Origin of the sequence: Sphingopyxis sp. EG6 (assembly GCF_003609815.1) — a bacterium.
Taxonomy (GTDB): Bacteria; Pseudomonadota; Alphaproteobacteria; order Sphingomonadales; family Sphingomonadaceae; genus Sphingopyxis.
The window spans coordinates 781325-806141 of record NZ_AP017603.1 but is presented as its reverse complement, the minus strand read 5'-3'; the positions used below and the strand labels follow the sequence as shown (position 1 = coordinate 806141).

The following is a 24817-nucleotide window of genomic DNA, read 5'->3' as shown; positions in this document are numbered from 1 at the left end:
GGATGCCGCGAGGCGGGCGAATTTCGCGCGCCGATGGCTTGGACCCGCTCGCCCGACGGGCCGCCGCAATATCGCTGGTTGTGCCTCGACCATGTCCGCGAATTCAACGCGGGCTACAATTTCTTCGAAGGCATGAGCGCCGACCAGATCATGGCCGCGCAATCGCCGACCGCGGGCTGGGAAACCGAAAGCCGTGCCTTCCGCGCCGCAGGCAGCGCCGACCTGCCGCCGCGCTGGGCCGATTTCAAGGATCCCATCGACGCGCTCGGCGCGCGATTTCGCCAGCGAATGGACGAAGCGCGGCGCGAGGCCGCCAACCCCGGCCTTTCGCGCGACGAACGGGCCGCGATGCAATTGCTCGGCCTCGCCGCCGACGCCGACCGCGCCGCGCTCCGCCGCCGCTACAGCGAGTTGGTGCGCAAATATCATCCCGACCGAAATGGCGGCGATCGTAGTTTCGAGACGAGACTCGGCGAGGTGGTTGCAGCATATCAGTTGCTGAGGAAGACCAAGGCATTCGCATAGGAGACGCGCAATGAGCGAGCTGGACCAAGCACGGATCGACGTGGTGCGCCGCCATATGGCGCTCGAGATCACCCACGATTGGGACGGCGTCATCGCGACCTTCGATCATCCGCGCTACGAACTGCTCGGCCCCGGCACGGTGTTTGACGGCGAAGCCGCGGTCCGCTCCTATTTCGCGGCGTCGCGCGAGCCTTTTCCCGATCAGGCGAACGAAGTCATCGCGATCGCCGCGGACGCCGTGACGCATACCGTGCTCGTCGAATTCTGGCTGACCGGCACGCATCTTGGCCCGCTGAAGCTTGGCCTGCGCACGATCGAGCCGACCGGAAAGGCGTTCCGCATCCGCATGGCGGCGAGTTTCGAATTTGCCCCGGATAGCGACAAAATTATCTGCGAACGCCCCTATTACGACCCGTCTGCGGTGATGAAGGCGCTTGGGTTGCTCTGAAAAGGCGTTGCAAGCTGAAACCGACGCCTATACCGCGCTAGCCGAAGCGCCGCGCGACCGGCGACTCTCTACCGACCGCCTTCGCTGGACCTTGTGACATGACCGATATTCCGAACAGCCTCCCCGATCACCACGGTTCGACGCTTCTCGCGGCGCCCGACGTCGAGGTCAGCGCGCGCGAGATGTTCGGGGTCGACATCGACATGATGGTCCCGGCCTTCAGCGAGGCCGATGAGCGTGTCCCCGACCTTGACCCCGCCTATGTCTTCGACGGCGATACCACGCTCGCGATCCTGGCGGGCTTCAAATATAACCGCCGTGTGATGGTGCAGGGCTATCACGGCACGGGCAAATCGACGCATATCGAACAGGTCGCCGCGCGGCTGAAATGGCCGTGTATCCGCGTCAACCTCGACGCGCACATCAGTCGCATCGACCTCGTTGGTCGCGACGCGATCGTGCTGCGCGATGGCCAGCAGGTCACCGAGTTCCGTGAAGGCCTGCTCCCCTGGGCGCTCCAAACCCCGACCGCGTTGGTGTTCGACGAATATGATGCGGGCCGTCCGGACGTCATGTTCGTGATCCAGCGCGTGCTGGAGACCGAAGGCAAGCTGACCCTGCTCGACCAGAACCGCGTCATCCGCCCGAACCCGCACTTCCGCCTGTTCTCGACCGCCAACACCGTCGGGCTCGGCGACACGAGCGGGCTGTACCATGGCACGCAGCAGATCAACCAGGGCCAGATGGATCGCTGGAATATCGTCGTCACGCTGAACTATCTGCCCGCCGCGACCGAAAGCGCGATCATCCTCGCCAAGGTGCCCGACACCGACGACACGACCGTCGCCAATATGGTCAAGGTCGCCGACCTGACCCGCCAGGGCTTCATCAACGGCGACATCTCGACCGTGATGAGCCCGCGCACGGTGATCAGCTGGGCGCAGAACGCCGCGATCTTCCACAATATCGGCTTCGCGTTCCGCTTGAGCTTCCTCAACAAGTGCGACGAGGCCGAGCGGATGATTGTCGCCGAATATTATCAGCGCGTGTTCGGCCAAGACCTGCCCGAAAGCGTAATCGGCAAGTGACGATGCCGCGCCGCCTGTTGGTGGCCGCAACTACGCTGGCTTTGTCTGGGTGCAGCATCGCCGCGGTCGATTATGGCCCCGTACGCCATGCCGACTATGTCGCCGATCCGCGCTGCACCGCCCAGCCGGGCGCAGTGGTCGATGGCGACGCCTTGCCGCTGTTCTTCGCGACGAGCCGCCTGCCCGACTGCCGCACCGACGATATCCGCCTGCTCCGACACCGCGGCGACACGATCCGTTATGGCCGCTTTGCCGTGCCGCGCGAAAGCGAGGTCGGCGGCAAGAAGAAGCTGCGTACGCCGATGGCGTTTCAGGCGTCAGTGGACTGGTGGACCGCGTTGCAGGCCGAGACCGACCGGCGGCAGGGCCGCGTGCTGCTCTATGTCCATGGTTATCGCGAGACATTCGAGACGACGTCGAAGGACGCCGCGCAGATCGCCCGGATGACGGGCTTCGACGGGCCGGTGATCGAATATAGCTGGCCGTCGCAGGGCGAGGTGCTGAGCTATGCGGTCGACGAAACCAACATGTATCACGACGTCCGCAATTTCCGCGACTTCCTGAAAACGCTCGCCGAGCGGCCGTGGGTCAAGGAAATCGTCGTCGTGTCGCACTCGCTGGGCGCGCGGCTGGTGATCCCGGCCATCGCCTTTGTCGACCGCACGTCGAGCAGCGCCGACAGCAGCAACATCTCGAACGTCATCCTGGCATCGCCCGACATCGATCGCGAAACATTCGAACGCGATATCGAGGAAGAAGTGCTGGCGCCGCGCCGCGTCGCCAACAACCGGCGGATCACCGTTTACGTCTCGCACGCCGACAAGGCACTCGCCGCGTCACGCGCGCTGCACGGCTATCCGCGGCTGGGGTCGCCCTATTGCTTCAACCCCTTTGAAGCTGCCGATCTGAAAACCAAGGGACTGCCGGTGCGCTGCTATCCGAAATCGGTTGCAGGCCTGACCGTGGTCGACACCACCGATGTGTCGCGCACCACCACTGGGCATAGCAATTTCCTGCGCAGCGCGGTCGCGTGCCGCGACTTCGTGGACGTGGTAGCCGACAAGCGCGCGCGACCCGACCGGGTGGCAACGCACCTGGCGCATGTGTTCCGGCTGCTTCCCGACCCGGCGGAACCGAAGCCCGATGACGAAGCGATCTGCAATCGCGTGCCGGTGGCTGCCAGCTTCTAAAAGCCGCACATGATGGCAAAGTCGGCGAGCCAGACGGCTGGGCCTTCGCCACGCCACAGCCACAACCCACCCGCCGCAATCACCGCGAACAGCCCGAGCGCTGCTGCGTCCTGCCGCGCCCATTTCATGCCGGTTGTAACCGCCTGACGGGAGCATCCGCAATCGGCAGATGAACCAGTCCCGCAAAGACCCCCAGCGCGATCGCAAAGCCCCAGGCGATGTCATAGCTGCCGGTGGCGTCGAAGATCAGCCCCGCCATCCACGCGCCGAAAAAGCTGCCGACCTGGTGGCTCAGGAACACGATGCCATAGAGCATCGAAAGATAGCGGATGCCGAAGATGCGCCCGACGATGCCGCTGGTCAGCGGCACGGTGCCAAGCCACAGAAAGCCCATCGCCCCTGCAAACACCAGCGCGCTCGCGTGGCTGAGCGGCATGAAAAGGAACAAGGCGATCACCACCGAGCGCGCGGTATAAAGCCCCGACAGGACATATTTCTGGCGCAGCACGTCGCCCGCGCGGCCGAAGATGTAAGAACCAAGGATGTTGAACAGCCCGACCAGCGCCAGCACCTGCGCCCCGATTTCAATCCCCAGCCCCTTGTCGTCGAGATAGGCGGGCAGATGCGTCGCGATGAACGCGATGTGGAAACCGCAGACAAAAAATCCGGCGTTGAGCAGCCAGAAACCACGGTGAACCGACGCTTCGCGCAGCGCCTCGCGCGCGGTCTGCTCGACGTCGGCAGCGACGCCCGGCCCGCCATCGGTCCGCCCCGCGACCCCGATCGCGAGCAGTCCGCAGAGCGCGACCAGCCCCGCCATGATCCACAGCGTCTCGTGATAACCGATATCGCGGAGCAGGATCGACGCCAGCGGCACGACGAGGAACTGGCCTAGCGAGCCGCCCGCGGTAACGATACCGAACGCACTGCTGCGCTTTTCCGGGCTGACGACGCGCCCGACCGCACCCAGCACCACGACAAAGGTCGTCGCCGACTGCGCCATGCCGATGAAAATGCCAAAACTGATGTGGAGCCCGATCGCGTCGGTCGCGAACGCCGCGCCGATCAGCCCCAAGGCATAGAGTAGCGCCCCCACCAGCACGACGCGCCCCGCGCCATGCTTGTCCGCTAATGCGCCGACGAAGGGCTGCACCAGCCCGAACAGCAGGTTCTGAAGCGCCATCGCCAGCCCGAAATCCGACCGGCTGATCCCGATATCGGTGCTCATCTGCGGCAGGAACAGCCCGAACGACTGGCGCACCCCCATCGCCAGCGTGACGATGAAGGCGGCGCAAAGGATGACGATCCAGGGACGGCGCATGGGAGAGACCATGCCGCGCGGATGCGCCCGCGCTCGTGCAAGGTCAAGCAAGCATAGCTATATTCCCCGCAAGCCGAATGCCGGGTACAGCACATCATCGCGACGCATCAGTTTTCACACCCTATCGCCGGACAGTTTGGATCCCTCCCCCTTGATGGGGGAGGCAGTGAGACTTGCCAGCTTGCTGGCTTAGTCGCAGCGGAGGGGGTGTGCTCTCGACCTGAAGCGACGGCGCAACGGCGCACCGTCACCCCCATCCAACTTAGCCTAGCCGCTGCGCGGCAAGGCTCCGTATCCTTCCCTCATCAAGGGGGAAGGTCTTCTCATCACCGCCGCAGCAGAGCGGATAATTTCGCACCGTGAAGCGAACACCGCCCGACGGAACTACGAAGCGTGCTCGTAAACTCCGGGCGGAAATGACTGACGCTGAACGGAAAGTCTGGACTCTGCTACGCACGGCGTTTGCCAATTGGAGATTCCGCCGCCAAGTCCCAATCCGTCAGTACATTGCCGATTTCGCGAGCCATCGCGCCCGACTGGTCGTCGAGATCGACGGCGGGCAACATAATGAGGCTATCGACGCGCCGCGCACGGCGATCATCGAAAATGACGGCTATCGCGTGATCCGTTTCTGGAACAATGATGTCCTCGCCAATATTGACGGTGTTGCTACCATTCTGACAAGAGCTTTGGCCGAGACCTCACCCCCACCCAACCCTCCCCCATCAAGGGGGAGGGCTTTAGAAGACCGCATCCTGCCATGACCGCCCAATCGCCCCTCGAAGATTTCAAAGCCGCGCTGTCGAGCGTTGCGCGCGCCGTTACCCGCGACGCCGAGGTTGAGGTCGGCTTTACCGCCGATGCCCCGGCGCAGATCGGCAAGGCGATCAAGGTGCCGACGCCGTCGCGCACGCTCCCGGCGGATCAGGTCGCCGAAGCGCGCGGGTTTGCCGATGGCTATGCGCTGCGCATGAAGCATCACAGCGAGAAGCTGCACGCGGCGGCGCGCCCCACCGAACCGCTCGCTGCCGCGGCGTTCGATGCGATGGAACGGGCGCGGATCGAGGCGCTGGGCGCGCGCCACATGGACGGGATGCGCGCCAACCTGTCGGCGAGCCTCGCGATGCGGATGCGCAGCGACCCGATTTCGCGCGCGCAGGGCCGCGACGATGTCCCAATGTCGAGCGCGCTCGAACTGATGCTGCGCGAGGCGCTGACCGGCGACGCCGCACCGCAGGGGACCGAAACCGGTCTCTCGATGGTCCGCGAATGGATCGCCAAGGAAGCCGGCGGCGATCTGACCGCGCTGTCGATGCTGCTCGACGATCAGGCGGCGTTCGCCGAAACCGCCAAGCTCGCGCTGCGCCACCTCGACCTGATCCACAGCGACGAACCGCTGGAACAGGGCGGCGAAGGTGGCGGCGAGGAGGATGAGAGCGAAGCCGAGGAAAGCCAGGACGAGCAGGAAAGCGAGGACGGCGGCGCCGGAGAAAGCCAGGTCGATGCGCGCGCCGAAATGGCGGGCGATCAGGCTGACGATGGCGACAGCGACCCCGACGCGCAGGAAATGGAAGCCGATGGCGAACCCGAAATGGGCGGCGAAGGCGATGAGGGCATGTTGCCCGTGCGCCCCAACCGCCTGCCGAGCGACATTCCCGATTTCAATTACCTGCGTTTCACCGACAAGCATGACGAGATCATCCTCGCGACCGAATTGTGCGATGCCGACGAATTGACGCGGCTGCGCGCCTATCTCGATACCCAGATGCAGCATCTGCAGGGCGCGGTGACCAAGCTCGCCAATCGGTTGCAGAGGCGCCTGATGGCGCAGCAGAACCGCGCGTGGGATTTCGACCAGGAAGAGGGCCAGCTCGACGCCGCGCGGCTGGCGCGTGTCATCGTCTCGCCCGGCCAGTCGCTGAGCCACAAGATCGAACGCGACACCGACTTCCGCGATACGGTGGTCACGCTGCTGATCGACAATTCGGGATCGATGCGCGGGCGGCCGATCAGCATCGCCGCGATCAGCGCCGACATCCTGGCGCGCACACTCGAACGCTGCGGCGTGAAGACCGAAATCCTGGGCTTCACGACGCGGACGTGGAAGGGCGGACAGAGCCGCGAGGACTGGCTGGCCGCGGGCCGCCCGGCGCATCCCGGTCGCCTCAACGACCTCCGCCACATCATCTACAAGCCCGCCGACGAACCCTATCGCCGCGCGCGCAAATCGCTGGGGCTGATGATGCGCGAGGGGTTGCTCAAAGAAAATATCGACGGCGAAGCGCTGATGTGGGCGCACCAGCGCATCATCGGGCGCCCCGAGGAACGCCGCATCCTGATGGTGATCAGCGACGGCGCGCCGGTCGACGACAGCACGCTGTCGGTGAACCACGGCGCCTATCTGGACCAGCATCTGCGCCAGGTGATCGACTGGATCGAAAACCGCTCACCCGTCGAACTGTGCGCGATCGGCATCGGCCACGATGTCACACGCTATTACAGCCGCGCGGTGACGATCATGGATGCCGAGCAATTGGGCGGCACGATGGTCGAGCAGCTGGCGGGACTGTTTGACGTGGATTGACTGCGCTGCCCTTCCCCCTTGATGGGGGAAGGATACGCAGCCTTATCGCGAAGCGATTAGGCGACGTTGGATGGGGGTGAGGGCGCGTCATGGCACCGTCATCGCATGCCCAGACGGCACCCCCACCGCTGCGACTAACGAACAAGTTCGTAAGTCTCGCTGCCTCCCCCATCGAGGGGGAGGGAATTGTCTCCGCGGTCCTTCCAACGCTAGGGTGACAACCCCCTCCCCCCTCGTTACAAACTGGCACCGGAGCAGCAGGGACTCGCGGCCTGACGACGAGCGCCGCTGCACCGAATAATCATGCTGTGGGTCGCCAGCATGGCTTGGGGCTGCACCGATGGCGGTGCGCGGCTGAGGGGGCGACTGTCACATGAAAAAAGCATCCGACCTGTTCATCGAATGCCTGGAGGAAGAAGGTGTCGAATATATCTTCGGCGTTCCGGGCGAGGAAAATCTCGACTTTCTCGACAGCCTGTCGCGGTCGACGAAGATCAAGCTGATCCTGACCCGCCACGAACAGGGCGCCGGTTTCATGGCCGCGACCTATGGCCGCCACACCGGCAAGACCGGCGTTTGCCTCGCGACGCTCGGCCCCGGCGCGACCAACTTCGTCACCGCGGCCGCTTACGCGCAGCTCGGCGGCATGCCGATGATGATGATCACCGGGCAGAAACCGATCAAGAAATCGAAACAGGGCCGCTTCCAGATTCTCGACGTCTGTTCGATGATGTCGCCGATCACCAAATTCACCCACCAGATGGCGTCGTCGGACAATATTCCGAGCCGCGTGCGCGAGGCGTTTCGCCTGGCCGAGGAAGAAAAGCCCGGCGCGGTGCATATCGAGCTGCCCGAGGATATTGCCGACGAACACACCGATTCGCGTCCGCTGAAGCGCAGCCATTCGCGCCGCCCGAACGCCGATACCAAGTCGATCCGCGAGGCGGTGAAGGCGCTGGAGAACGCAAAATCCCCGGTGCTCGTCATCGGCGCAGGCGCCAACCGGACGATGACGAGCCGCATGTTGCTGCAGTTCATCGAAAAGACCGGCATCCCCTTCCTCACCACCCAGCTCGGCAAGGGCGTGATCGACGAGCGGCACCCGAAGTTTCTCGGCTGCGCTGCGCTGTCGGCTGGCGATTTCGTCCACCGCGCGGTCGAGGCGTCGGACTGCATCGTCAACCTCGGCCATGATGTGATCGAAAAGCCGCCTTTCTTCATGAAGGAAGATGGCCCGACGGTGATCCACATCTCGAGCAAGACCGCCGAGGTCGATCCGGTCTATTTCCCGCATATCGAAGTGATCGGCGACATCGCCAACGCCGTTTGGCAGATGAAGGAAGACATCGTCCCCAGCGGCAGCTGGAAATTCGACCATATGCTGGCCTATCGTCAGGGCGAGGTCGACCATACCGCGCCGCTGGCGAAGGACGAACGCTTTCCGATCTTTCCCCCGCATCTGGTCCAGTCGATCCGCGACGCGATGCCCGACGACGGCATCATCTGCCTCGACAATGGCGTCTATAAAATCTGGTTCGCGCGCGGTTACACCGCCTATCGCCCGAACACCGTGCTGCTCGACAATGCGCTCGCGACGATGGGCGCGGGGCTGCCGTCGGCGATGATGTCGGCGATGGTCTATCCCGACCGCAAGGTGATGGCGGTGTGCGGCGACGGCGGCTTCATGATGAACAGCCAGGAGATGGAAACCGCGGTGCGGCTGGGGCTCAACATGACGGTACTGATCCTCAACGACAACAGCTATGGCATGATCCGCTGGAAACAGGCGAACATGGGGTTCAAGGATTGGGGGCTGACCTATGGCAACCCCGATTTCGTCAAATATGCCGAAAGCTATGGCGCGCACGGCCACCGCGTGGAAAGCGCCGCGCATCTCAAGGAACTGCTGGCGCACACGCGCGATACGCCGGGCGTGCACCTGATCGACTGCCCGGTCGATTATTCGGAGAATGATCAGATCTTGAACATCGATATCAAGAAGATATCGAAGGAAATGTAATTCCTTGCTCGCTGCTCCCCGGCGAAAGCCGGGGTCCAGAGCGCCCTTGCGCCACCGTTGCGCGTTCCAGCCCTGGACCCCGGCTTTCGCCGGGGAACGGAGAAGTAAGCTATGAAACTCAACGACGTCTATCCGCTCTATCTCAACAACAAGGCGGTGCAGCCGAACACCGATCTAGAGGTGACCGACAAGTTCACCGGCGAGGTCGCGTTTCGTACCGCGCTGGCGACCCCCGACGTGATCGACGAGGCGATCGCGGGCGCCGTCCGCGCCGCCGAACCGATGGCGCGGCTGGCGAGTTTCGAGAAACGCGACGTGCTGCTGCATTGCGTGACGCGCTTTCAGGAGCGGTTCGACGAGCTAGCCTATGCGCTGTGTGTCGAGGCGGGCAAGCCAATCGCCGACAGCGAGGGCGAAGTCACGCGCCTGATCGACACCTTCCGCATCGCGGCCGAGGAAGCGACGCGCAATTATGGCGAGGTGCAACCGCTCGATATTTCGGCGCGCGCCAAGGGCTATATGGGGATGTGGAAACGCGTTCCGATCGGCCCGTGCAGCTTCATCTCGCCCTTCAACTTCCCGCTCAACCTTGCCGCGCACAAGATCGCCCCGGCGATCGCGATCGGCTGTCCGTTCGTGATGAAACCCGCGTCGCTGACCCCGCTCGGCGCGATCATCATGGGCGAGGTGCTCGCCGAATGCGACATCCTGCCCGAGGGCGCGTTCAGCATCCTGCCCGCGAGCCGCGCAGGCGCCGACCTGTTCACCACCGACGAGCGGCTGAAACTCCTGTCCTTCACCGGATCGCCGGGCGTCGGCTGGGATCTGAAAGCCAAGGCGGGCAAGAAAAAGGTCGTGCTCGAACTCGGCGGCAATGCGGCGGTGGTCGTCGACAAGGACGCCGACCTCGACCATGCGCTCGCGCGGATCATCTTTGGCGGCTATTACCAGTCGGGGCAAAGCTGCATCCATGTCCAGCGCGCGATCATCCACGAGGACATCTACGACAAGTTCCGCGACATGCTCACCGCGAAGGTCAAGACGTTGAAATCGGGTGATCCGAAGCATCGCGACACCTTCATCGGGCCGATGATTTCGGTCAAGGAAGCGCAGCGGCTGAAAGGCTGGATCGACGATGCGGTCGCCGCGGGCGCAACGCTGCTCGCGGGCGGCGGGTGCGAGGGCAATATGCTCGAGGCGGCGCTGCTAGAGGATGTGCCGCGCGATGCGGATGTCGTCGTCGAGGAAGCCTTCGGCCCGGTCGTCGTGCTGTCGAAATTCGCCCAATGGGACGAAGCGCTGGCCGAGGTCAACGACAGCAAGTTCGGCCTGCAGGCCGGTCTGTTCACCAGCGACATCCAAAAGGTGCTGGAGGCGTGGGATCATCTCGACGTCGGCGGTATCGTCGTCAACGACGTGTCGAGCTACCGCGTCGACAACATGCCTTATGGCGGGGTGAAGGACAGCGGCCTCGGCCGCGAGGGCGTGCGCTTTGCGATCGAGGATATGAGCGAGATCCGCAATCTGGTGATCCGGCGGACGTAATTCGTCGCCCCCGCGCAGGCGGGGGCCGCTAGCCGCCTATTCCTGCAGGGCCGCGTAAACCGATCGCGGCTCCCGCCTGCGCGGGGGCGACGTTACCCGACTAACGTCACAAAACCGCCGCCAAACCGTCGCCGAACCGACGCGGGTTTGAATCGCACAGTGTAACAAAACTCCTGTCTAGCCCGTGAGCAGCTAAGGCTGCCACGGAGCATGACATGGCCTCGATCTCGACCCTGCCGATCCCCGCCCGTTTTGCCGATCCCTTCACCACCGATCCGCATATTCCCGAACGCGTGATCGGCGAGCGCCGCAACTATCGCAGCGTGTGGGTCAGCGACATCCACCTCGGCACCCGGGGTTGCAACGCCGCGATGCTTATCGACTTCTTCGACCATGTCGATTGCGAAACCCTGTATCTGGTCGGTGACATCATCGACGGCTGGCGGCTCAAAAAGCGGCATTTCTGGCCGCCCGAGCATAATGACGTCGTCTGGCGTGTGCTGAAGCGCGCCAAGCGCGGTACGCGCGTCGTCTATGTCCCCGGCAACCACGACGAGATGGTCAAACCGTTCGACGGCTTCGATTTCGGCGGGGTCGAAATCCGCCGCGAGGCGATCCACGAAACCGCCGACGGTCGCAAGTTGCTCGTCGTCCATGGCGACGAGTTCGACGCAGTGATGCTCGCGCACCGCTGGCTCGCCTTCGTCGGCGACGCTGCCTACACCGCGCTGATGAAGTGCAATGTGGTGGTCAACCGCATCCGCAGCGCCTTTGGCCTCCCCTATTGGTCGCTGTCGATGGTCGCCAAACACAAGGTCAAGAATGCGGTCCAATTCATCGGGCGGTACGAAGAAGTCGTCGCCCACGCCGCGCGCTCGCGCGGGGTCGACGGCGTGGTGTGCGGCCATATCCACAGCGCCGAGATGCGCGAGATCGAGGGCACCGAATATTATAATGACGGCGACTGGGTCGAAGGCTGCACCGCGCTGGTCGAGCATCATGACGGGCGAATGGAGATATTGCACTGGGCCGAGGAAGTCGCGAAGCGCAGCGCTCCCGCGACGCTCGAACTGCCCGCACCGGCGCGCGCCGCATGAAGATCCTGATCGTCAGCGACGCATGGGAGCCGCAGGTCAACGGCGTCGTGCGGACACTGCAGGCGACGATCGCCGAACTGCGCCAGGCGGGGCATGAGGTCGCGGTCGTCTCGCCCGACCTGTTCCGGTCGATCCCCTGCCCCTCCTACCCCGAAATCCGCCTAGCGCTGGCGGGGTGGCGCAAGGTCGGTCGGCATATCCGCGCCTTCGCCCCGCAGGCGATCCATATCTCGACCGAAGGACCATTGGGGCTGGCAGCGCGGCGCTGGTGCCTGAAGCACGGCTTTCCCTTCACCACTGCCTATCACACGCGCTTTCCCGAATATGTCGCGGCGCGGCTGCCGATTTCCCCCAAAGTCGTCTGGCGCTTCATCCGCTGGTTCCACCGCCCTGCGCGGCACATCATGGTCGCGACGCGCAGCCTGGTGCGCGAACTCGCCGAACAGGGACTTGAGCAGACGATGATGTGGGAGCGCGGCGTCGACCACGATCTGTTTCGCCCCGACCGCGCCGCACACCCCTCTTATGCCGGTCTGCCGCGCCCGATCCAGCTCTATGTGGGCCGCGTCGCGGTCGAGAAGAATGTCGGGGCGTTCCTCGACATCGACCGTCCGGGAACGAAAGTGATCGTCGGCGATGGACCCGCGCTTGCGGCACTCAAGGCGCAGCACCCCGGCGCGCTGTTCCTCGGCAAGCTTGGCGGCGAAGCGCTCGCGGCGGCCTATGCCGGTGCCGACGTGTTCGTCTTCCCCAGCCGCACCGACACCTTCGGGCTGGTGGTGATCGAAGCGCTGAGCTGCGGGACGCCCGTTGCCGCCTTCCCGGTTCCCGGCCCCGGCGACATCATCCGCGATGGCGCCGGAGCGCTCGACGAGGATCTAGGCCGCGCGATCGATACCGCATTGACGTGCGACCGCGCCGACGCCGCTGCGCTGGGTGCGCGCTACAGCTGGATGAGCTGCACGGGGCAGTTCGTCCAGGCGTTGTCATTTGTCCCCGCTGGTCAGATGCCCGAAAGCAAGCTCGAAACCGTCCGTGTCGCAGCCTGATCCCTTCCCCCTTGATGGAGGAAGGATACGCAGCCTTATCGCGAAGTGATTAGGCGAAGTTGGATGGGGGTGGCGGTGCGGCCTTGCACCGTAGTTTCAGACCGAGAGCCCACCCCCACCGCTGCGACTACGCCAGCAAGCTGGCAAGTCTCGCTACCTCCCCCATCAAGGGGGAGGGAAGATGTTCGTCAAAACGTCTTGCGCCACTCCAGCTCGATATAACGGCCCAAGGGGTCGATGTAGCCGGGCTGATAATTCAGCGGCACTACCCCGTTCGCGTCGGTGATCTTGCGCTGCGCATCGAACAGATTGTCGATCGACAGGCGCAGGCGCGATCCCTTCAGGAACGGCAGCTTCTCGGTCAGCTTCGGCACCTGATTAAGGTCGGCGAAAAAGCGCAGGTTGAACGTCGCAAGATCGCCGAAGTTGAGGTCGCCCGCGGTGCCGCCGGTCACCGTGCTGCCGCTGTCATATTTGCCACTCAGGCGAAAGCCGAGCCCCTTGTAGAACAGCCCGCCGTCGAGTTCGAGCAGGTGGCGGTTGCTGCCGCCGCCGCTGCCGGTCGCCGAACCGTCGAGCAAATCGAGTTCGGGAACCCCCGGGCGGATCTGGATCGTGTCGGTCAGCTTGTACGTATGATACAGCGACACCGACCAGCGTCCGCCCTGCGGACCGCCGCCAAACATGGCACCGGGCCCGCCGCCGCCGCGCCCGCCGCGCCCACCCATCCGCGGACCACCAGCGCCGCGCGGGCCTGCCGCACCTGTGCCCGGGCCGCCACCGGGGCGTCCAGCCTGCTCGGGTTGGCCAAAGCTTTTGCCGAAGTTCAAGCCCCAGCGAATCTGCGAATTTTCGACCTGGTCGAAGTTCACCGGCCGCTGGTCGAGTGCGATCAATACGCCATTGGCGTCGCGCGTCACGCGGCCCGGGAACGCCGCCTCGATCTCGGGCGTCAGCAGCGGCAGGCTGTTCGCGGTGTCGTTGCTCTTGTTGCGGTTGTAATTGACCGACAGGCGCAGGCCTTCGATCATCGGTACTTCCCAGTTCAGCCCCAGCTTCAGGTCGCGCCGCTGTTCGGCGAGCAGGAAGGGATTGCCGCCGGTCGTCGTCGTAATCTCCACCGTCTGCCCGGTCGCAAAATCATAATAGGTGACCGCGGGCGTCACCAGCGGTGCCGCACCGAGCTGCTGGATGCCGGGGGCCGCCTCGTCATTGTTGAAGCTGGCGATCAGCGACAGATTGTCGGTGACGCCCCAGTTGAGGCTCGCCCCCCAGCTTTTGAGCGCCTCGAAATCGCTGGGATTGGCGACCTGACCGCTCAGCGTCAGCGACATCCGGCCGATGTTGCCCACCTCATATTCGGGATCGAGCAGTGGCAGCGTCAGCGAGCCGAACACGCTGGGCGTATCGCGCCACAGATCGGTGGTGGTGACCAGGCCCGAGCGTTCCGACTGGCTGTCAAAGCGCAGCCCCGAATAGCTGCCGGTCATCGACAGGCGGATCGGCCCGGCCCAGCCCTCGGTCACCGTCCCCGACAGGTTCGCGCTGCCGCCAAAGCTTTGCTGGCTGCTGTCGAAGCGGTCGCGCGCGCCGGTCACCCGGTCGGTGAAGGTGCGCTGATCGGCGTCGCCATAATTGCCCGACAGCGACCAGCGCCAATCGCCGAGCATGCCGTTGACGCTGGCGGTCGTCGTCAGATTGCGGCTGCGGCTGTCACGTTCCAGCGGCACATCGCCGCCCGCGACGACAGGACCAAGGAACGACAGACTGTCGGTCTGGTCCAGCCGCAGGTTGATCGACGCATCGGTCACCTTGTTCAGGCTGCGCTGGATCGTCGCATCGATCAGATAGGTATCGCTTTCGGGCAACAAGCTGCGCGTTGCGGGGCCAAGTCCGCGCTCGCTTTCGGTGAGCATCGTCGACTGTTCCCAGCCCGCATTGACGTTGACCCGGCCATTTTCGCCGATCGCCAGGAAACTGCCCTCGACTTCGCTCTGGAACCGCCCGCCCTGCGTCGGAACGCCGCCTTCGGCCTCGACCGCGACCTGCCGGAAATTGGGCTTGAGCACCATGTTGACGACGCGCTCGTCGGCCGAATAGCCATATTGCAGCGCGACTTCTTCGGGGAAAATCTCGACCTTGGCGATCGCCTCAGGGGGCAGGTTGCGCACTTCGCCAAAGCCGCCGATCCGGCGTCCGTTGATCAGGATGATCGGTCGCCCGCCGCCGCGCCCACGGCCCGAGCGCGTCTGCGGCGCCAGCGCCTCGAGCAGCTCCGACACGTTCGATACGCCGTAACTGGCAATCGCCGCCTCATCGAGCTCGGCCTCGGCCTTGATGTCGGTTTCCAGCTGCCCGGCAAGGCGCGGCGCGGTCACGACGATTTCGTCGCCGTCGATCTCTTCATATTCATCTTCGGGGTCGCTCGACGCGCTGACGACCGGCGCCGATGGCTGGTCAGCGATCGCCGTCACCGCGGCGCTGGCAGGCATCGCATCGGTTTCGGCCATGGCGGGCCAGGCGAGCGCGGCGCTGGCGGTGAGCAACAGCGCGCGCGCGGAAAGGGAGAGATGGGCATGCTTCATGGGGGGAGAGCCTTCTGTTTTTTCTTGCTTCTTTTTGGCGCGACCGGACTGAACCCTTGCTGACGCGCATCTTTGTGGCCGGTTCATTTATGTCGCAATTGTCGCAACAATGTGTCGAGGCCATCCGCGTTCCACCAACGGGCCATATCGACCGCTGGACAGCATGGCGCGCTGCCCTTATCGGCCAGCCATGCCGACTCCAGACACATCCGCCGCGCCGAAGTCCGATCATGGTGAATCAATCCTGATCATCGATTTTGGCAGCCAGGTGACCCAGCTCATCGCCCGCCGCGTCCGTGAAGCGGGGGTCTATAGCGAGATTGTCCCCTTCACTTTGGCCGAGGCCGCGCTCGAACGCATGCAGCCGAAAGGGATCATCCTTTCCGGCTCGCCCGCCTCGGTCCCCGCTGACGGCAGCCCGCGTGCACCGCAATCGGTGTTCGACAGTGGCCTCCCCATCCTCGGCATCTGTTACGGGCAACAGGTGATGAGCCAGCAGCTCGGCGGCCGCGTCGAACCCGGCGGTGCCGATGGCGAGCGCGACGGCGAATTTGGCCGCGCCTTCCTGACCGTCACCGAACCCTGCGTGCTGTTCGACGGCTTGTGGGAGGTCGGCGAACGGCATCAGGTTTGGATGAGCCACGGCGACAAGGTCACCCAATTCGCCCCGGGCTTCCGCATCGTCGCGGTCAGCGACGGCGCCCCCTTTGCGCTGATCGCCGACGACGAGCGTCGCTATTATGGGACGCAATTCCACCCCGAGGTCGTCCACACCCCCGACGGCGCCAAGCTGATCGCCAATTTCGTCCGCCACGTCTGCGGTTGCCACGGTGACTGGACGATGGCCGAATTCCGCGCCACCAAGATCGCCGAAATCCGCGCGCAGGTCGGCGACCAGCGCGTGCTGTGCGGCCTGTCGGGCGGCGTCGACAGCGCGGTCGCGGCGGTGCTGATCCACGAAGCGGTCGGCGAGCAGCTCACCTGCGTTTTCGTCGACCACGGCCTGCTGCGCATGAACGAGCGCGAACAGGTCGAGCGGCTGTTCCGCGACCATTACAATATCCCGCTGGTCGTCGTGGATGCCGAGGAGCGCTTCATGGCGGGCCTCGCGGGCGTCACCGATCCCGAAAAGAAGCGCAAATTCATTGGCGCCGAATTCATCAACGTGTTCGAGGAAGAAGCGAAGAAGATCGGCGGCGCCGATTTCCTGGCGCAGGGCACGCTCTATCCCGACGTGATTGAATCGGTTTCGTTCACCGGCGGACCCAGCGTCACGATCAAGAGCCACCACAATGTCGGCGGCCTGCCCGAGCGCATGAACATGAAGCTCGTCGAGCCCTTGCGCGAGCTGTTCAAGGACGAGGTGCGCTTGCTCGGTAAGGAGCTTGGCCTTCCCGACATCTTCGTCGGCCGCCACCCCTTCCCCGGCCCCGGCCTCGCGATCCGTATCCCCGGCGAAGTCAGCAAGGAACGCTGCGACATCTTGCGCAAGGCCGACGCGGTTTATCTGGAAGAAATCCGCAATGCCGGTCTCTACGATGCGATCTGGCAGGCGTTCGCGGTGCTGCTCCCGGTGAAGACCGTCGGCGTGATGGGCGATTACCGCACCTACGATCATGTCTGCGCGCTCCGCGCCGTCACCTCGACCGACGGCATGACCGCTGACATCTACCCCTTCGACGCCAGCTTCCTCAGCCGCTGCGCGACGCGCATCATCAACGAGGTGCAGGGCATCAACCGCGTGGTGTACGACTATACGTCGAAACCGCCGGGGACGATCGAGTGGGAATGATTCAGGCCCATCCGAACGCCGCCGATTTTACGCTATAGCCCTCCATAACACGCTGAAATAGCTAAATAAATTGTCCGCCATCTATCGCCGTCTATCGCGGGGCATGCCTCGGGATCGACGGTATAGCTGACGGTATGGCGGCTCTTGTTTCATCGTCAGATTGCATATACCGTCACGGCTTAGAGAGCTTATGACGGTATTTTTTTCGGCATTACTTCTTTGAAATAAAAAGGAAATGTTCCGTTCAGGGAGGCCGGTTTTGGCCTGACGGTATAATTGGTGGCTCTCTAGCGTTTTTTGAACGATTTCGGAGGGTCCAATGCTGACTGACGCCGCCATCAAGGCACTGAAACCAAAAGACAAATTATACAAGGTCGCTGACCGTGACGGTATGTACGTCGCGGTGCAGCCCTCGGGGGCCATCGTGTTTCGTTACGACTACCGCATGAACGGTCGCCGCGAGACCTTGACGCTTGGCCGATACGGCTCGGCCGACCTATCTCTGGCGCGTGCGCGGGAGAAGCTGATCGACGCGCAGCGCGCCATTCTCGAAGGGCGGTCGCCTGCTCAGGAAAAGCAGCGGGAGAAGCGCCGGATCAAGGAGGCAAAGAGCTTCGGCGAGTTTGGTGAACGCTGGCTGCAAGAGCACCGGATGGCTGAAAGCACCCGTGCGATGCGCCGCTCGATCTACGAGCGGGACATCCTTCCGACGTTTCGGAATCGGCTGCTGACGGAAATCAGCTCTGAGGATTTGCGGGCGATGTGTGCGAAGGTGAAAGCCCGTGGCGCGCCCGCCACGGCGGTCCATGTCCGGGACATCGTGAAGCTGGTTTACGCCTTCGCGATCCTGCACGGGGAGAAGGTGCCGAATCCCGCCGAGGAAGTCGGGCCGGCCTCGATCGCCACCTTCGTTCCCAAGGACCGCTCGCTATCGCCCGCTGAAATCCGCGTCATGCTCAGCCAACTTGAGCATGTGGCGACCCTGCCGACCATCCGGCTCGGGCTGAAGCTGTTCCTCATCACCATGGTTCGCAAGAGCGAGTTGCAGGACGCGACCTGGGATGAAGTGGATTTCGAGAATGCGGTGTGGTCGATCCCGAAGGAACGGATGAAGCGTTCCAAGGCGCACAATGTCTATCTGCCGGATCAGGCGATCGACATCCTTGTCGCGCTCAAGACCTGCGCCGGCAACTCCAGATACCTGCTGCCGTCGCGCTATGACGCGGACGCGCCGATGTCGCGGGCGACGTTCAACCGCGTGACCTATGCGGTCGTCGAGCAGGCCAAGAAGGCGGGACTGCCGCTGGACCCGTTCACCGTCCATGATCTCCGCCGGACGGGCTCGACACTGCTCAACGAGCTGGGCTTCAACAGCGACTGGATCGAAAAGTGCCTCGCGCATGAGGACGGCCGGTCGTCGCGCGGCATCTACAACAAGGCGGAATATGAGCACCAGCGCCGCCACATGATGCAGGAATGGGCCAATCTCATCGACGCCTGGGTCGCAGGCCAGAAATACGTCCCGACGCTCTATCCGGCGTCCATGGACCTTCTGGTTCCCGAGCCTAGTCTTTGACGGGCCGGGCTTTCCTCAGATTGACGTCAGGTGACGGCGCTCGCTTGATGGCTTTTGCTCTGGAGGCTTGGCGGCGTTGCTCAAGCCAAGCCTCCACTTCGCCGAGATCCCAGACCACGGTTCGGGCGGTCAGATAGAAGCGCTGCGGAAACTCGCCGCGCTGTTCCATGTCATAGATGGTCGTGTCGGCAAGCGGGACGATCTCGCGAAGCTGATGCCGCCGAATGGTGCGCTTGGTGAGTGGGGGCGATTGGCTCATCTCCGGCCCCCGTCGCCAGCGATCCGCGTGGTGCGGGCCTTCGTGTCTTCTTTGTCGGTAGCTCCGACGTTCAGGGTCGCCATAGCGCGCCTCGCTCCTTCAGCACCGTGTTCAGCGTTCGCCGGGAGGCGGCCAGCAACGTGACTGCGATCTCCTCGGCGCATGGCGGACTGTGGAGGGCGATCGGCGGCGTGTAGCGTGCCGTATTCGCGCCTACGCGCAGAAGGCACCCCGCCGGCGCTGGCTGGAGAAGGTCGAAGCGTAGGGAGCAGCGGGAGCGTAACCGCCGCTCCCACGGCTTAGCCCGGCGTCCGCCGCGCCTTGGCAAAGCCGCGATCGGTGGCAATGAAGCGCTCCAGCATCGGCACGATCAGCTTGGCGGGTTCGATCGGCGCGCCGCCTTCAGCGAGCAGGCGACCGTATTCGGTCAGGTCGCGATGGAGCGCCGCCGGCAGCTCCAGCGCGATCCTGACGGGTTTGTCGTCGGCGATGGGGCCGAGTTTCAGCTTGGCCATGGTCAGTTCCTGTAGGGCTCGAACACGATGTCGCGCGTGACGATGACCCTGACCGGGAAGCCGGGGCGGATGGTCAGCGTCGGCGCGACCTGCAACTGGCGCTGGATGATCTGCTGGCCGGCCTGGTTTACCGTATCCTGTGCTCCGTCGCGGACGGCGCGGATCAGGCGATCATTGTCGTCGGTGGCGAGTTCCGCGCCGACGCCGAGCAGGGTCGAGAGCGCGGCGGCCTTGGCGAGATCCCACCAGTGGTAGTCGATGCCATCCTCCAGACCGGCATAGCCCTGCGTGTCCGCGCCCGGCTGGCGCTCGAGAACGATGGAGCGGCCGTTCGGCATGATGAGCCGGTTCCAGACGAGCAGTACGCGGCGCTGTCCGAACTGGACGCCGTTGTCATATTGGCCGATGAGGCGCGTGCCCTGCGGCACGAGCAGGATGCGCCCGGTCGGGTTGTCATAGATGTTCTCCGTGACCTGGGCGGTGATCTGGCCCGGAAGATCGGAACGGATGCCGGTGATGAGCGCCGCTGAGATGACGGCGCCGGCCTGAAGCACGAAGGGCGAAGCCGGCGGCGTGACGCGATCGGGCGTGACCGTGCGGCGGTCGGCCGCCGCATTGAGGAAGGCGAGCTGCTTGTCTTGGCCGGTGGCAGGCTGGCCCGCTGCGCCGGCCAGGTCGAGGCCCGCAAGACCGGGCATCGCGCCGGCGGGGCTGGCGGCCATCGAGCCCTGCCGCGACTGAAAGAAGACGGTGCTGAGACGGGCGGCCTCTTCCTCGGCGCGGCGGCGCTGTTCGGCCTCGCTGACGCCGGGCGTCGGGACCGCGGGCGTGGCGACGGGCTGGCCGCTGTTCTGCGCGTCGAGGATCGGTCGGCCGAGATCGCCGGGCAGCGCCGGCCCGAGGACCGGGCCGGTATAGTCCTTCGGCAATCCGGCGAGACCATCGGCGGTCTGGCGGTTGTTGGTGGAATAGAGCTCTTCGCCGGTATCGCCCGGCGCGCGGGTCTGGAGAGCATAGATCAGCGATCCACCGATGCCGATCAGGGCGACAGCGGCGACGCTGGCGAGCATCTTGCGCGATAGTCGGGTGACGCGCGGCGGCTCGCTGCGCAGGCGCATCGTTGCGGCATTGGTGTCTGGGGTCTCGGTCATGATTGTGGCCTCCCGTCGGTGCGGACGATCCTGACGGTCTGCTGGCGGTCGCCGGCACCAAGGCGCAGCTCGGCCGCGCCGAACAGCCGGTCGACGATCAGGATGTGTTGATAGATGCGGCTGTTGACGATCTGGGTTTCGCCGTTGGGGCCGATGACGAAGATCGGGGGCATCTCGCCCTGCACGATCCCGCGCGGGAACTCGACATAGACGCGGCGGCCGTCGTCATAGACGGCGACGGGCTTCCAGGGCGGCGTATCGCCGGTGAGGCCGTAGCGATAGTTGCGCGCGGGGGCGGCGGGAATGACCGGCGTTGCCGGGATGGCCTGCTGCCCGCCGCGTGCGGGTGACGGATAGGCCCAGGCGACGGCGGGCATATAGGGCTTCTCGCCCGAACGCAGCTCGATCATGTACGTCCGCTTGTCGGTCGTAATGACAAGATTGGTGGTGATGTCGGCCCGCGAGGGCTTCACCAGCACGAGGACGCGGCGACCGACGCCGGAGCCGGATTCGGTGTCGCCGATGATCCAGCGGGCGGTGTCGCCCGCCGCGATCGGCCCGGAGCCGGTCAGGCTCTCGCCCGGTTCGAGCGCGATGCTCGTGATCTGGCCGGGCGCGGCATAGACCTGATAGAGCGCTCCTTCCGACCACGGATAGACCTGGATGGCGTTGTAATAGCCCTCGCGGCGCGGCTGCACGCGCGCGGCGGCATTGGCGTTCTCTACGCGGCCGGTGGGCGTGCCGGCAGTCTCGCCGCCGCGTGCGACGGTCCAGGCCGGCGGCGTGTTGAGGGGCTTCGGGCGCTCGTCCGTGACGGTCGCAGGAACGGCGGGCAGCGGCGGCACGCTGGCGTCGTAGCTGATCTCGGGCGGCCGGTTGGTGGCGCAGCCGGCGAGCACTGAGGCGGACAGCAAGAGGACGATGGCGGCGGGCTTGCGGATTGCGCGGTTCACTGGCCCATCTCCCGCGACCAGTTGATGGCGTTGACGTAGATGCCGAGCGGATTGGCCTTCAGCCGTTCGGCGTCGCGCGGCGGCTGAAGTGTGATCGTGAGAATCGCGGTCCAGCGCTGGGTCGAGGCGAGCGCGCCGTTCTCGAATTGCCGCTCCATCCAGGCGACACGGAAGCTGTTGGGCGATGCGCGAATGACGCTGGAGACCTCAACGGCGATCTGCTGCTTGCCGACCTTGGCGAACGGATCGTTGGTACGGGCATAGTCGTTGAGCGCAGCCGCGCCGCGATCGGTCGTCCAGTCATAGGCGCGAAGCCAGTTCTGGCGGACGATGATCGGATCGGCGGGAATGCTCCTGACCTGCTCGACGAAGCGGCCGAGATGCCATGCGATTTGCGGATCGGTCGGGCGGAAATCCGCCACGGCTGGCGCGACGGTCTGCGATTGGCCGAGCTTGTCGACCTGCACCACCCACGGCACGACGGTCCCGCGCGCGGACTGGATGATGAGCGCCCCGGCGAAGCCCGCCGAGAGGATCAGCGAGCCGAAGGCCATATAGCGCCAGTTCTTGGCCTGCACACGGGCCGAGCCGATCCGCTCGTCCCAGACCTGGGCGGCATTCTGATAGGGCGTCTCGGGTTGGACGGTCTTGCCGTAGTGCGCGGCGGGTCGTTTGAAGAGGTTCATGAGCGGTCGCTTTCAGAGAGGTTGATGGAAGAACCGGAGCCGTGGCTGTCGCCGGAGCGGACGGCATGGGCGGCGGCGCTGACGCCGTGGCTGACCGTCTGGCCGCGCTTCATGCGCTTGGCCCAATTGGGCGGCGTGCCGTCCGTCGTGGCCGATGGCGTGGGTGCGGCGGCGGCAGCTTCGCCGCCTACCGTTCCCATGGTCGAAGAGCCGCCGGTCGCACCGAAGCCGGCCTTCGCGCCGTCGCTGAAGCTGGATTTGAGGCTGGCGGCGGCACGGCGAAGCGGCGACGACGCGGCATTGCCTGCGGCGTTGCCGGCTGCGCGGGCGGCACCGCCGATGCCTGATGCGACGCCGGAAGCCCCGGACTTGCCGAGCGAGCCAACGCTGTAAGCGGCAGACGCAGCACCTACCGCGGTCGCGCCGCCGCGCGCCGCTGCGGCTCCGCCGGGGAGCAAGGCGGTTCCACCCTTCGCGGCCAGCATCGCACCACCGCCTGCGGCCATGGCGGCGCCGCCGACGGCGAGGCCCGTGCCGATCGCCGCGCCCGCGCCAAGCTGTGGGCCACCGGAAACGAGGCCGTTGGCGATGCCGGGACCGAAGATGCCGAGACCGACCAGCGAGAGTGCGGCGAGCACGACGGCCATGGCGTCGTCGATGCTGGGGGTCTGGCCGCCGAACCCTTGCGTGAACTGGCTGAACAGCGTCGAGCCGATGCCGATGATGACGGCGAGCACCAGAACCTTGATGCCGCTCGAAATGACGTTACCGAGCACCTTTTCGGCCATGAAGGCGGTCTTGCCGAACAGGCCGAACGGAATGAGGACGAAGCCGGCCAGCGTAGCCAGCTTGAATTCGATCAGGGTGACGAAGAGCTGAATGGCGAGGATGAAGAAGGCGAGAATGACCAGCGCCCAGGCGAAGAGCAGGCACGCGATCTGGATGAAGTTCTCGAAGAAGGCGACCCAGCCCATGAGGTCAGAAATGGATTCGAGCAGCGGCCGGGCGGCGTCGAGGCCGGTCTGTGCGACCTTGCCGGGGCGGAGCAGATCGGCGGTCGAAAAGCCGGTGCCGCTGGCCTTGAGGCCGAGGCCGGCGAAGCTGTCGAAGACGATCTTCGCCAGGCTATTCCAGTTGCCGATCAGGTAGGCGAAGATGCCGACGAACAGCGTCTTCTTGACGAGCCGCGCCATGATGTCGTCATCGGCGGCCCAGGACCAGAAGAGCGCGGCCAGGGTTACGTCGATGACGATCAGCGTCGTGGCGATGAAGGCCACTTCACCGGAGAGAAGGCCGAAGCCTGAGTCGATGTAGCGGGTAAAGGTTCCGAGGAAGTTGTCGATGACGCCTGCGCCGCCCATGACTCACCTTCCTTCCGGTGCGGCCGGCGCGGGCGCGCGGCCAAGGAAGCGGTCGCGGGTCTCGGACCAGACGCGCAGGCAGTCGGCGTCATCGGCCGCTTTCTGGCCGAGCCTCTGGCATCGGCGCTGGCCTTCGCGCAGCGGATCGCGGTCGGGTTGGTGAAGGGCAGTCGGCGAAGATGCCGGCGCGTCCTCCTTGCGGGTCATCTCGATCGCCGTTGCCGTGATGGCGACAGCGACGAACACGATAGCGCCGAGGCGGGCCAGCATCTTGCCGTCCATGAGGCTGCTCCTTCTGGCGATTACTTGCCGCTGTTGAACATCTGGGCGTTGCCGGGCTGGTAGCCGGCGCCGGGCGTCAGGAACCTGCGGCGCTGTTCACGCCCCTGTTCGGCGGCGGCAGCGCGTTCCGCATCGGTGAGCGCGCTCGCCCGGCCATTGGCGGAGATGACCGCGACGAGATCGGAAAGCTGCTGCGACTGGAGCGCGAGAAGCTGGTTGCCGGCCTGCGCCGCCTGCAATGCGCCGGTGGCGGACTGGCTCTGGCCGACCAGCGCGGACATCTGCGCGCGGTTGCTGTCGATGTTGCCGACGACACCGGCCTGCACGCGCATCGCGTCCTGCAAGCCGCCGACCGTATTCTTCCAACGGTCGCGGGCATTGGCGACGAGCTGCTGATTGGACGCCGAGAGCGAGACGTTCCCATATTTCTGCTGGAACATCTGGTCGATCTGCTGGACGTTGAAGGCGATGCCCTGGGCCTGCTGCAAAAGCTGCTGCGTTTTCTGGACGGACTGCTGAATCTGCTGGAGCGCCGAGAACGGCAGGCTGGCGAGGTTCTTCGCCTGATTGATAAGCATCTGCGCTTCGTTCTGAAGCGAGGTGATCTGGTGGGTGATCTGCTCCAGCGTGCGCGCGGCGGTCAGGACGTTTTGCGCGTAGTTCGAGGGATCGAAGACGATGATGGCGTGCGCGGGCGTCGCCACCATCGGCGACAGCGCGAGCGGCGCGGCCGCGAGCATGGTTGCGGCGAGCGCCATGGCACGCGAGCGGAAACGGCGGATAATCATGG

The 24817-nt window shown here is 64.9% G+C and carries 23 protein-coding genes; 12 read left to right on the top strand and 11 right to left on the bottom strand.

What is annotated here, in order from left to right:
* Positions 1-33: 33 nt before the first annotated feature.
* The 4 genes from SPYCW_RS03885 to SPYCW_RS03870 all read left to right on the top strand — a co-directional run bounded on the left by SPYCW_RS03885 (position 34) and on the right by SPYCW_RS03870 (position 3251).
* On the top strand, positions 34-525 hold the full coding sequence (locus SPYCW_RS03885) for a DnaJ domain-containing protein (protein ID WP_232014823.1): 492 nt from the start codon (positions 34-36) through the stop codon (positions 523-525).
* A 10-nt stretch (positions 526-535) separates the two neighbouring features.
* Positions 536-973 carry an ester cyclase gene (locus SPYCW_RS03880; RefSeq protein WP_120215684.1) on the top strand — a complete coding sequence of 146 codons (438 nt, stop codon included), beginning with the start codon at positions 536-538 and terminating at the stop codon, positions 971-973.
* 98 nt (positions 974-1071) lie between these two features.
* Positions 1072-2061: a cobaltochelatase subunit CobS gene (cobS, locus tag SPYCW_RS03875; protein WP_120215683.1), complete on the top strand. Its 990-nt coding sequence runs from the start codon at positions 1072-1074 to the stop codon at positions 2059-2061.
* Between the two features lie 2 nt (positions 2062-2063).
* Positions 2064-3251, top strand: coding sequence for an alpha/beta hydrolase (locus SPYCW_RS03870; protein ID WP_120215682.1), 1188 nt, complete (start codon positions 2064-2066; stop codon positions 3249-3251).
* Here the strand turns inward: SPYCW_RS03870 and SPYCW_RS19415 are convergent.
* Both SPYCW_RS19415 and SPYCW_RS03865 read right to left on the bottom strand, forming a co-directional pair.
* Positions 3248-3379: a hypothetical protein gene (locus SPYCW_RS19415; RefSeq protein WP_269461339.1), complete on the bottom strand. Its 132-nt coding sequence runs from the start codon at positions 3377-3379 to the stop codon at positions 3248-3250. The genes SPYCW_RS03870 and SPYCW_RS19415 overlap by 4 nt on opposite strands.
* Positions 3376-4572 carry an MFS transporter gene (locus tag SPYCW_RS03865; RefSeq protein ID WP_197715654.1) on the bottom strand — a complete coding sequence of 399 codons (1197 nt, stop codon included), beginning with the start codon at positions 4570-4572 and terminating at the stop codon, positions 3376-3378. Before SPYCW_RS03865 ends, SPYCW_RS19415 begins: the two co-directional genes overlap by 4 nt.
* A gap of 359 nt (positions 4573-4931) precedes the next feature.
* Between SPYCW_RS03865 and SPYCW_RS03860 the strand changes: the two genes are divergently transcribed.
* From SPYCW_RS03860 to SPYCW_RS03835, 6 genes are all read left to right on the top strand, one after another.
* On the top strand, positions 4932-5336 hold the full coding sequence (locus SPYCW_RS03860) for an endonuclease domain-containing protein (RefSeq protein WP_269461338.1): 405 nt from the start codon (positions 4932-4934) through the stop codon (positions 5334-5336).
* Positions 5333-7156 (top strand): cobaltochelatase subunit CobT, encoded by a 1824-nt coding sequence (cobT, locus tag SPYCW_RS03855; RefSeq protein WP_120215679.1) that lies wholly within the window; start codon positions 5333-5335, stop codon positions 7154-7156. Before SPYCW_RS03860 ends, cobT begins: the two co-directional genes overlap by 4 nt.
* A gap of 373 nt (positions 7157-7529) precedes the next feature.
* Entirely contained in the window at positions 7530-9176 is a 1647-nt protein-coding gene (locus SPYCW_RS03850) for an acetolactate synthase large subunit (protein WP_120215678.1), read from the top strand.
* A 111-nt stretch (positions 9177-9287) separates the two neighbouring features.
* A complete protein-coding gene (locus tag SPYCW_RS03845; protein ID WP_120215677.1) occupies positions 9288-10721 on the top strand; it encodes an aldehyde dehydrogenase family protein in 1434 nt (477 codons plus the stop codon).
* Positions 10722-10936: 215 nt separating this feature from the next.
* Complete coding sequence (locus tag SPYCW_RS03840; RefSeq protein WP_120215676.1) at positions 10937-11818, top strand: UDP-2,3-diacylglucosamine diphosphatase; 882 nt, start codon at positions 10937-10939, stop codon at positions 11816-11818.
* Positions 11815-12867: a glycosyltransferase family 4 protein gene (locus tag SPYCW_RS03835; RefSeq protein ID WP_120215675.1), complete on the top strand. Its 1053-nt coding sequence runs from the start codon at positions 11815-11817 to the stop codon at positions 12865-12867. Before SPYCW_RS03840 ends, SPYCW_RS03835 begins: the two co-directional genes overlap by 4 nt.
* Positions 12868-13055: 188 nt before the next feature.
* Here SPYCW_RS03835 and SPYCW_RS03830 read toward each other — a convergent pair whose 3' ends face one another.
* Complete coding sequence (locus tag SPYCW_RS03830; protein WP_120215674.1) at positions 13056-15452, bottom strand: TonB-dependent receptor plug domain-containing protein; 2397 nt, start codon at positions 15450-15452, stop codon at positions 13056-13058.
* A gap of 190 nt (positions 15453-15642) precedes the next feature.
* Between SPYCW_RS03830 and guaA the strand changes: the two genes are divergently transcribed.
* Together guaA and SPYCW_RS03820 are read left to right on the top strand one after the other, a co-directional pair.
* A complete protein-coding gene (gene guaA, locus SPYCW_RS03825; protein ID WP_120215673.1) occupies positions 15643-17244 on the top strand; it encodes a glutamine-hydrolyzing GMP synthase in 1602 nt (533 codons plus the stop codon).
* Positions 17245-17563: 319 nt separating this feature from the next.
* Complete coding sequence (locus tag SPYCW_RS03820; protein WP_120215672.1) at positions 17564-18820, top strand: tyrosine-type recombinase/integrase; 1257 nt, start codon at positions 17564-17566, stop codon at positions 18818-18820.
* On the opposite strand, the gene SPYCW_RS03815 is transcribed toward SPYCW_RS03820, so the two are convergent.
* The 8 genes from SPYCW_RS03815 to trbJ form a co-directional block, all read right to left on the bottom strand.
* Entirely contained in the window at positions 18810-19079 is a 270-nt protein-coding gene (locus tag SPYCW_RS03815; RefSeq protein ID WP_120215671.1) for a helix-turn-helix transcriptional regulator, read from the bottom strand. The two genes, SPYCW_RS03820 and SPYCW_RS03815, sit on opposite strands and share 11 nt — an antisense overlap.
* A 299-nt stretch (positions 19080-19378) precedes the next feature.
* A complete protein-coding gene (locus SPYCW_RS03810; protein WP_120215670.1) occupies positions 19379-19594 on the bottom strand; it encodes a DUF2274 domain-containing protein in 216 nt (71 codons plus the stop codon).
* A 2-nt stretch (positions 19595-19596) separates the two neighbouring features.
* Positions 19597-20712 (bottom strand): TrbI/VirB10 family protein, encoded by a 1116-nt coding sequence (locus tag SPYCW_RS03805; protein WP_443029466.1) that lies wholly within the window; start codon positions 20710-20712, stop codon positions 19597-19599.
* A gap of 29 nt (positions 20713-20741) precedes the next feature.
* Entirely contained in the window at positions 20742-21698 is a 957-nt protein-coding gene (gene trbG, locus SPYCW_RS03800; RefSeq protein WP_120215668.1) for a P-type conjugative transfer protein TrbG, read from the bottom strand.
* Positions 21695-22384 carry a conjugal transfer protein TrbF gene (trbF, locus tag SPYCW_RS03795; protein WP_120215667.1) on the bottom strand — a complete coding sequence of 230 codons (690 nt, stop codon included), beginning with the start codon at positions 22382-22384 and terminating at the stop codon, positions 21695-21697. The genes trbG and trbF overlap by 4 nt, the downstream gene beginning before the upstream one ends.
* Positions 22381-23745 carry a P-type conjugative transfer protein TrbL gene (gene trbL / locus SPYCW_RS03790; protein WP_120215666.1) on the bottom strand — a complete coding sequence of 455 codons (1365 nt, stop codon included), beginning with the start codon at positions 23743-23745 and terminating at the stop codon, positions 22381-22383. Before trbL ends, trbF begins: the two co-directional genes overlap by 4 nt.
* Before the next feature lie 3 nt (positions 23746-23748).
* Positions 23749-24027, bottom strand: a complete 279-nt coding sequence (gene trbK-alt, locus SPYCW_RS03785; protein WP_120215665.1) for a putative entry exclusion protein TrbK-alt — start codon at positions 24025-24027, stop codon at positions 23749-23751.
* A gap of 20 nt (positions 24028-24047) precedes the next feature.
* On the bottom strand, positions 24048-24815 hold the full coding sequence (gene trbJ, locus SPYCW_RS03780; protein WP_172595413.1) for a P-type conjugative transfer protein TrbJ: 768 nt from the start codon (positions 24813-24815) through the stop codon (positions 24048-24050).
* Positions 24816-24817: the final 2 nt, after the last annotated feature.

Coding starts and splice junctions, on each gene's coding strand:
- cobT (WP_120215679.1), top strand. CDS start 5,333: ATGACCGCCCAATCGCCCCTCGAAGATTTCAAAGCCGCGCTGTCGAGC.
- SPYCW_RS03870 (WP_120215682.1), top strand. CDS start 2,064: ATGCCGCGCCGCCTGTTGGTGGCCGCAACTACGCTGGCTTTGTCTGGG.
- trbJ (WP_172595413.1), bottom strand. CDS start 24,815: ATGATTATCCGCCGTTTCCGCTCGCGTGCCATGGCGCTCGCCGCAACC.
- trbK-alt (WP_120215665.1), bottom strand. CDS start 24,027: ATGGACGGCAAGATGCTGGCCCGCCTCGGCGCTATCGTGTTCGTCGCT.
- SPYCW_RS03810 (WP_120215670.1), bottom strand. CDS start 19,594: ATGGCCAAGCTGAAACTCGGCCCCATCGCCGACGACAAACCCGTCAGG.
- SPYCW_RS03830 (WP_120215674.1), bottom strand. CDS start 15,452: ATGAAGCATGCCCATCTCTCCCTTTCCGCGCGCGCGCTGTTGCTCACC.
- SPYCW_RS19415 (WP_269461339.1), bottom strand. CDS start 3,379: ATGAAATGGGCGCGGCAGGACGCAGCAGCGCTCGGGCTGTTCGCGGTG.
- SPYCW_RS03835 (WP_120215675.1), top strand. CDS start 11,815: ATGAAGATCCTGATCGTCAGCGACGCATGGGAGCCGCAGGTCAACGGC.
- SPYCW_RS03885 (WP_232014823.1), top strand. CDS start 34: ATGGCTTGGACCCGCTCGCCCGACGGGCCGCCGCAATATCGCTGGTTG.
- trbF (WP_120215667.1), bottom strand. CDS start 22,384: ATGAACCTCTTCAAACGACCCGCCGCGCACTACGGCAAGACCGTCCAA.
- SPYCW_RS03805 (WP_443029466.1), bottom strand. CDS start 20,712: ATGCGCCTGCGCAGCGAGCCGCCGCGCGTCACCCGACTATCGCGCAAG.
- SPYCW_RS03840 (WP_120215676.1), top strand. CDS start 10,937: ATGGCCTCGATCTCGACCCTGCCGATCCCCGCCCGTTTTGCCGATCCC.
- SPYCW_RS03815 (WP_120215671.1), bottom strand. CDS start 19,079: ATGAGCCAATCGCCCCCACTCACCAAGCGCACCATTCGGCGGCATCAG.
- SPYCW_RS03820 (WP_120215672.1), top strand. CDS start 17,564: ATGCTGACTGACGCCGCCATCAAGGCACTGAAACCAAAAGACAAATTA.
- guaA (WP_120215673.1), top strand. CDS start 15,643: ATGCCGACTCCAGACACATCCGCCGCGCCGAAGTCCGATCATGGTGAA.
- SPYCW_RS03850 (WP_120215678.1), top strand. CDS start 7,530: ATGAAAAAAGCATCCGACCTGTTCATCGAATGCCTGGAGGAAGAAGGT.
- SPYCW_RS03880 (WP_120215684.1), top strand. CDS start 536: ATGAGCGAGCTGGACCAAGCACGGATCGACGTGGTGCGCCGCCATATG.
- SPYCW_RS03865 (WP_197715654.1), bottom strand. CDS start 4,572: ATGCGCCGTCCCTGGATCGTCATCCTTTGCGCCGCCTTCATCGTCACG.
- cobS (WP_120215683.1), top strand. CDS start 1,072: ATGACCGATATTCCGAACAGCCTCCCCGATCACCACGGTTCGACGCTT.
- SPYCW_RS03845 (WP_120215677.1), top strand. CDS start 9,288: ATGAAACTCAACGACGTCTATCCGCTCTATCTCAACAACAAGGCGGTG.
- trbL (WP_120215666.1), bottom strand. CDS start 23,745: ATGGGCGGCGCAGGCGTCATCGACAACTTCCTCGGAACCTTTACCCGC.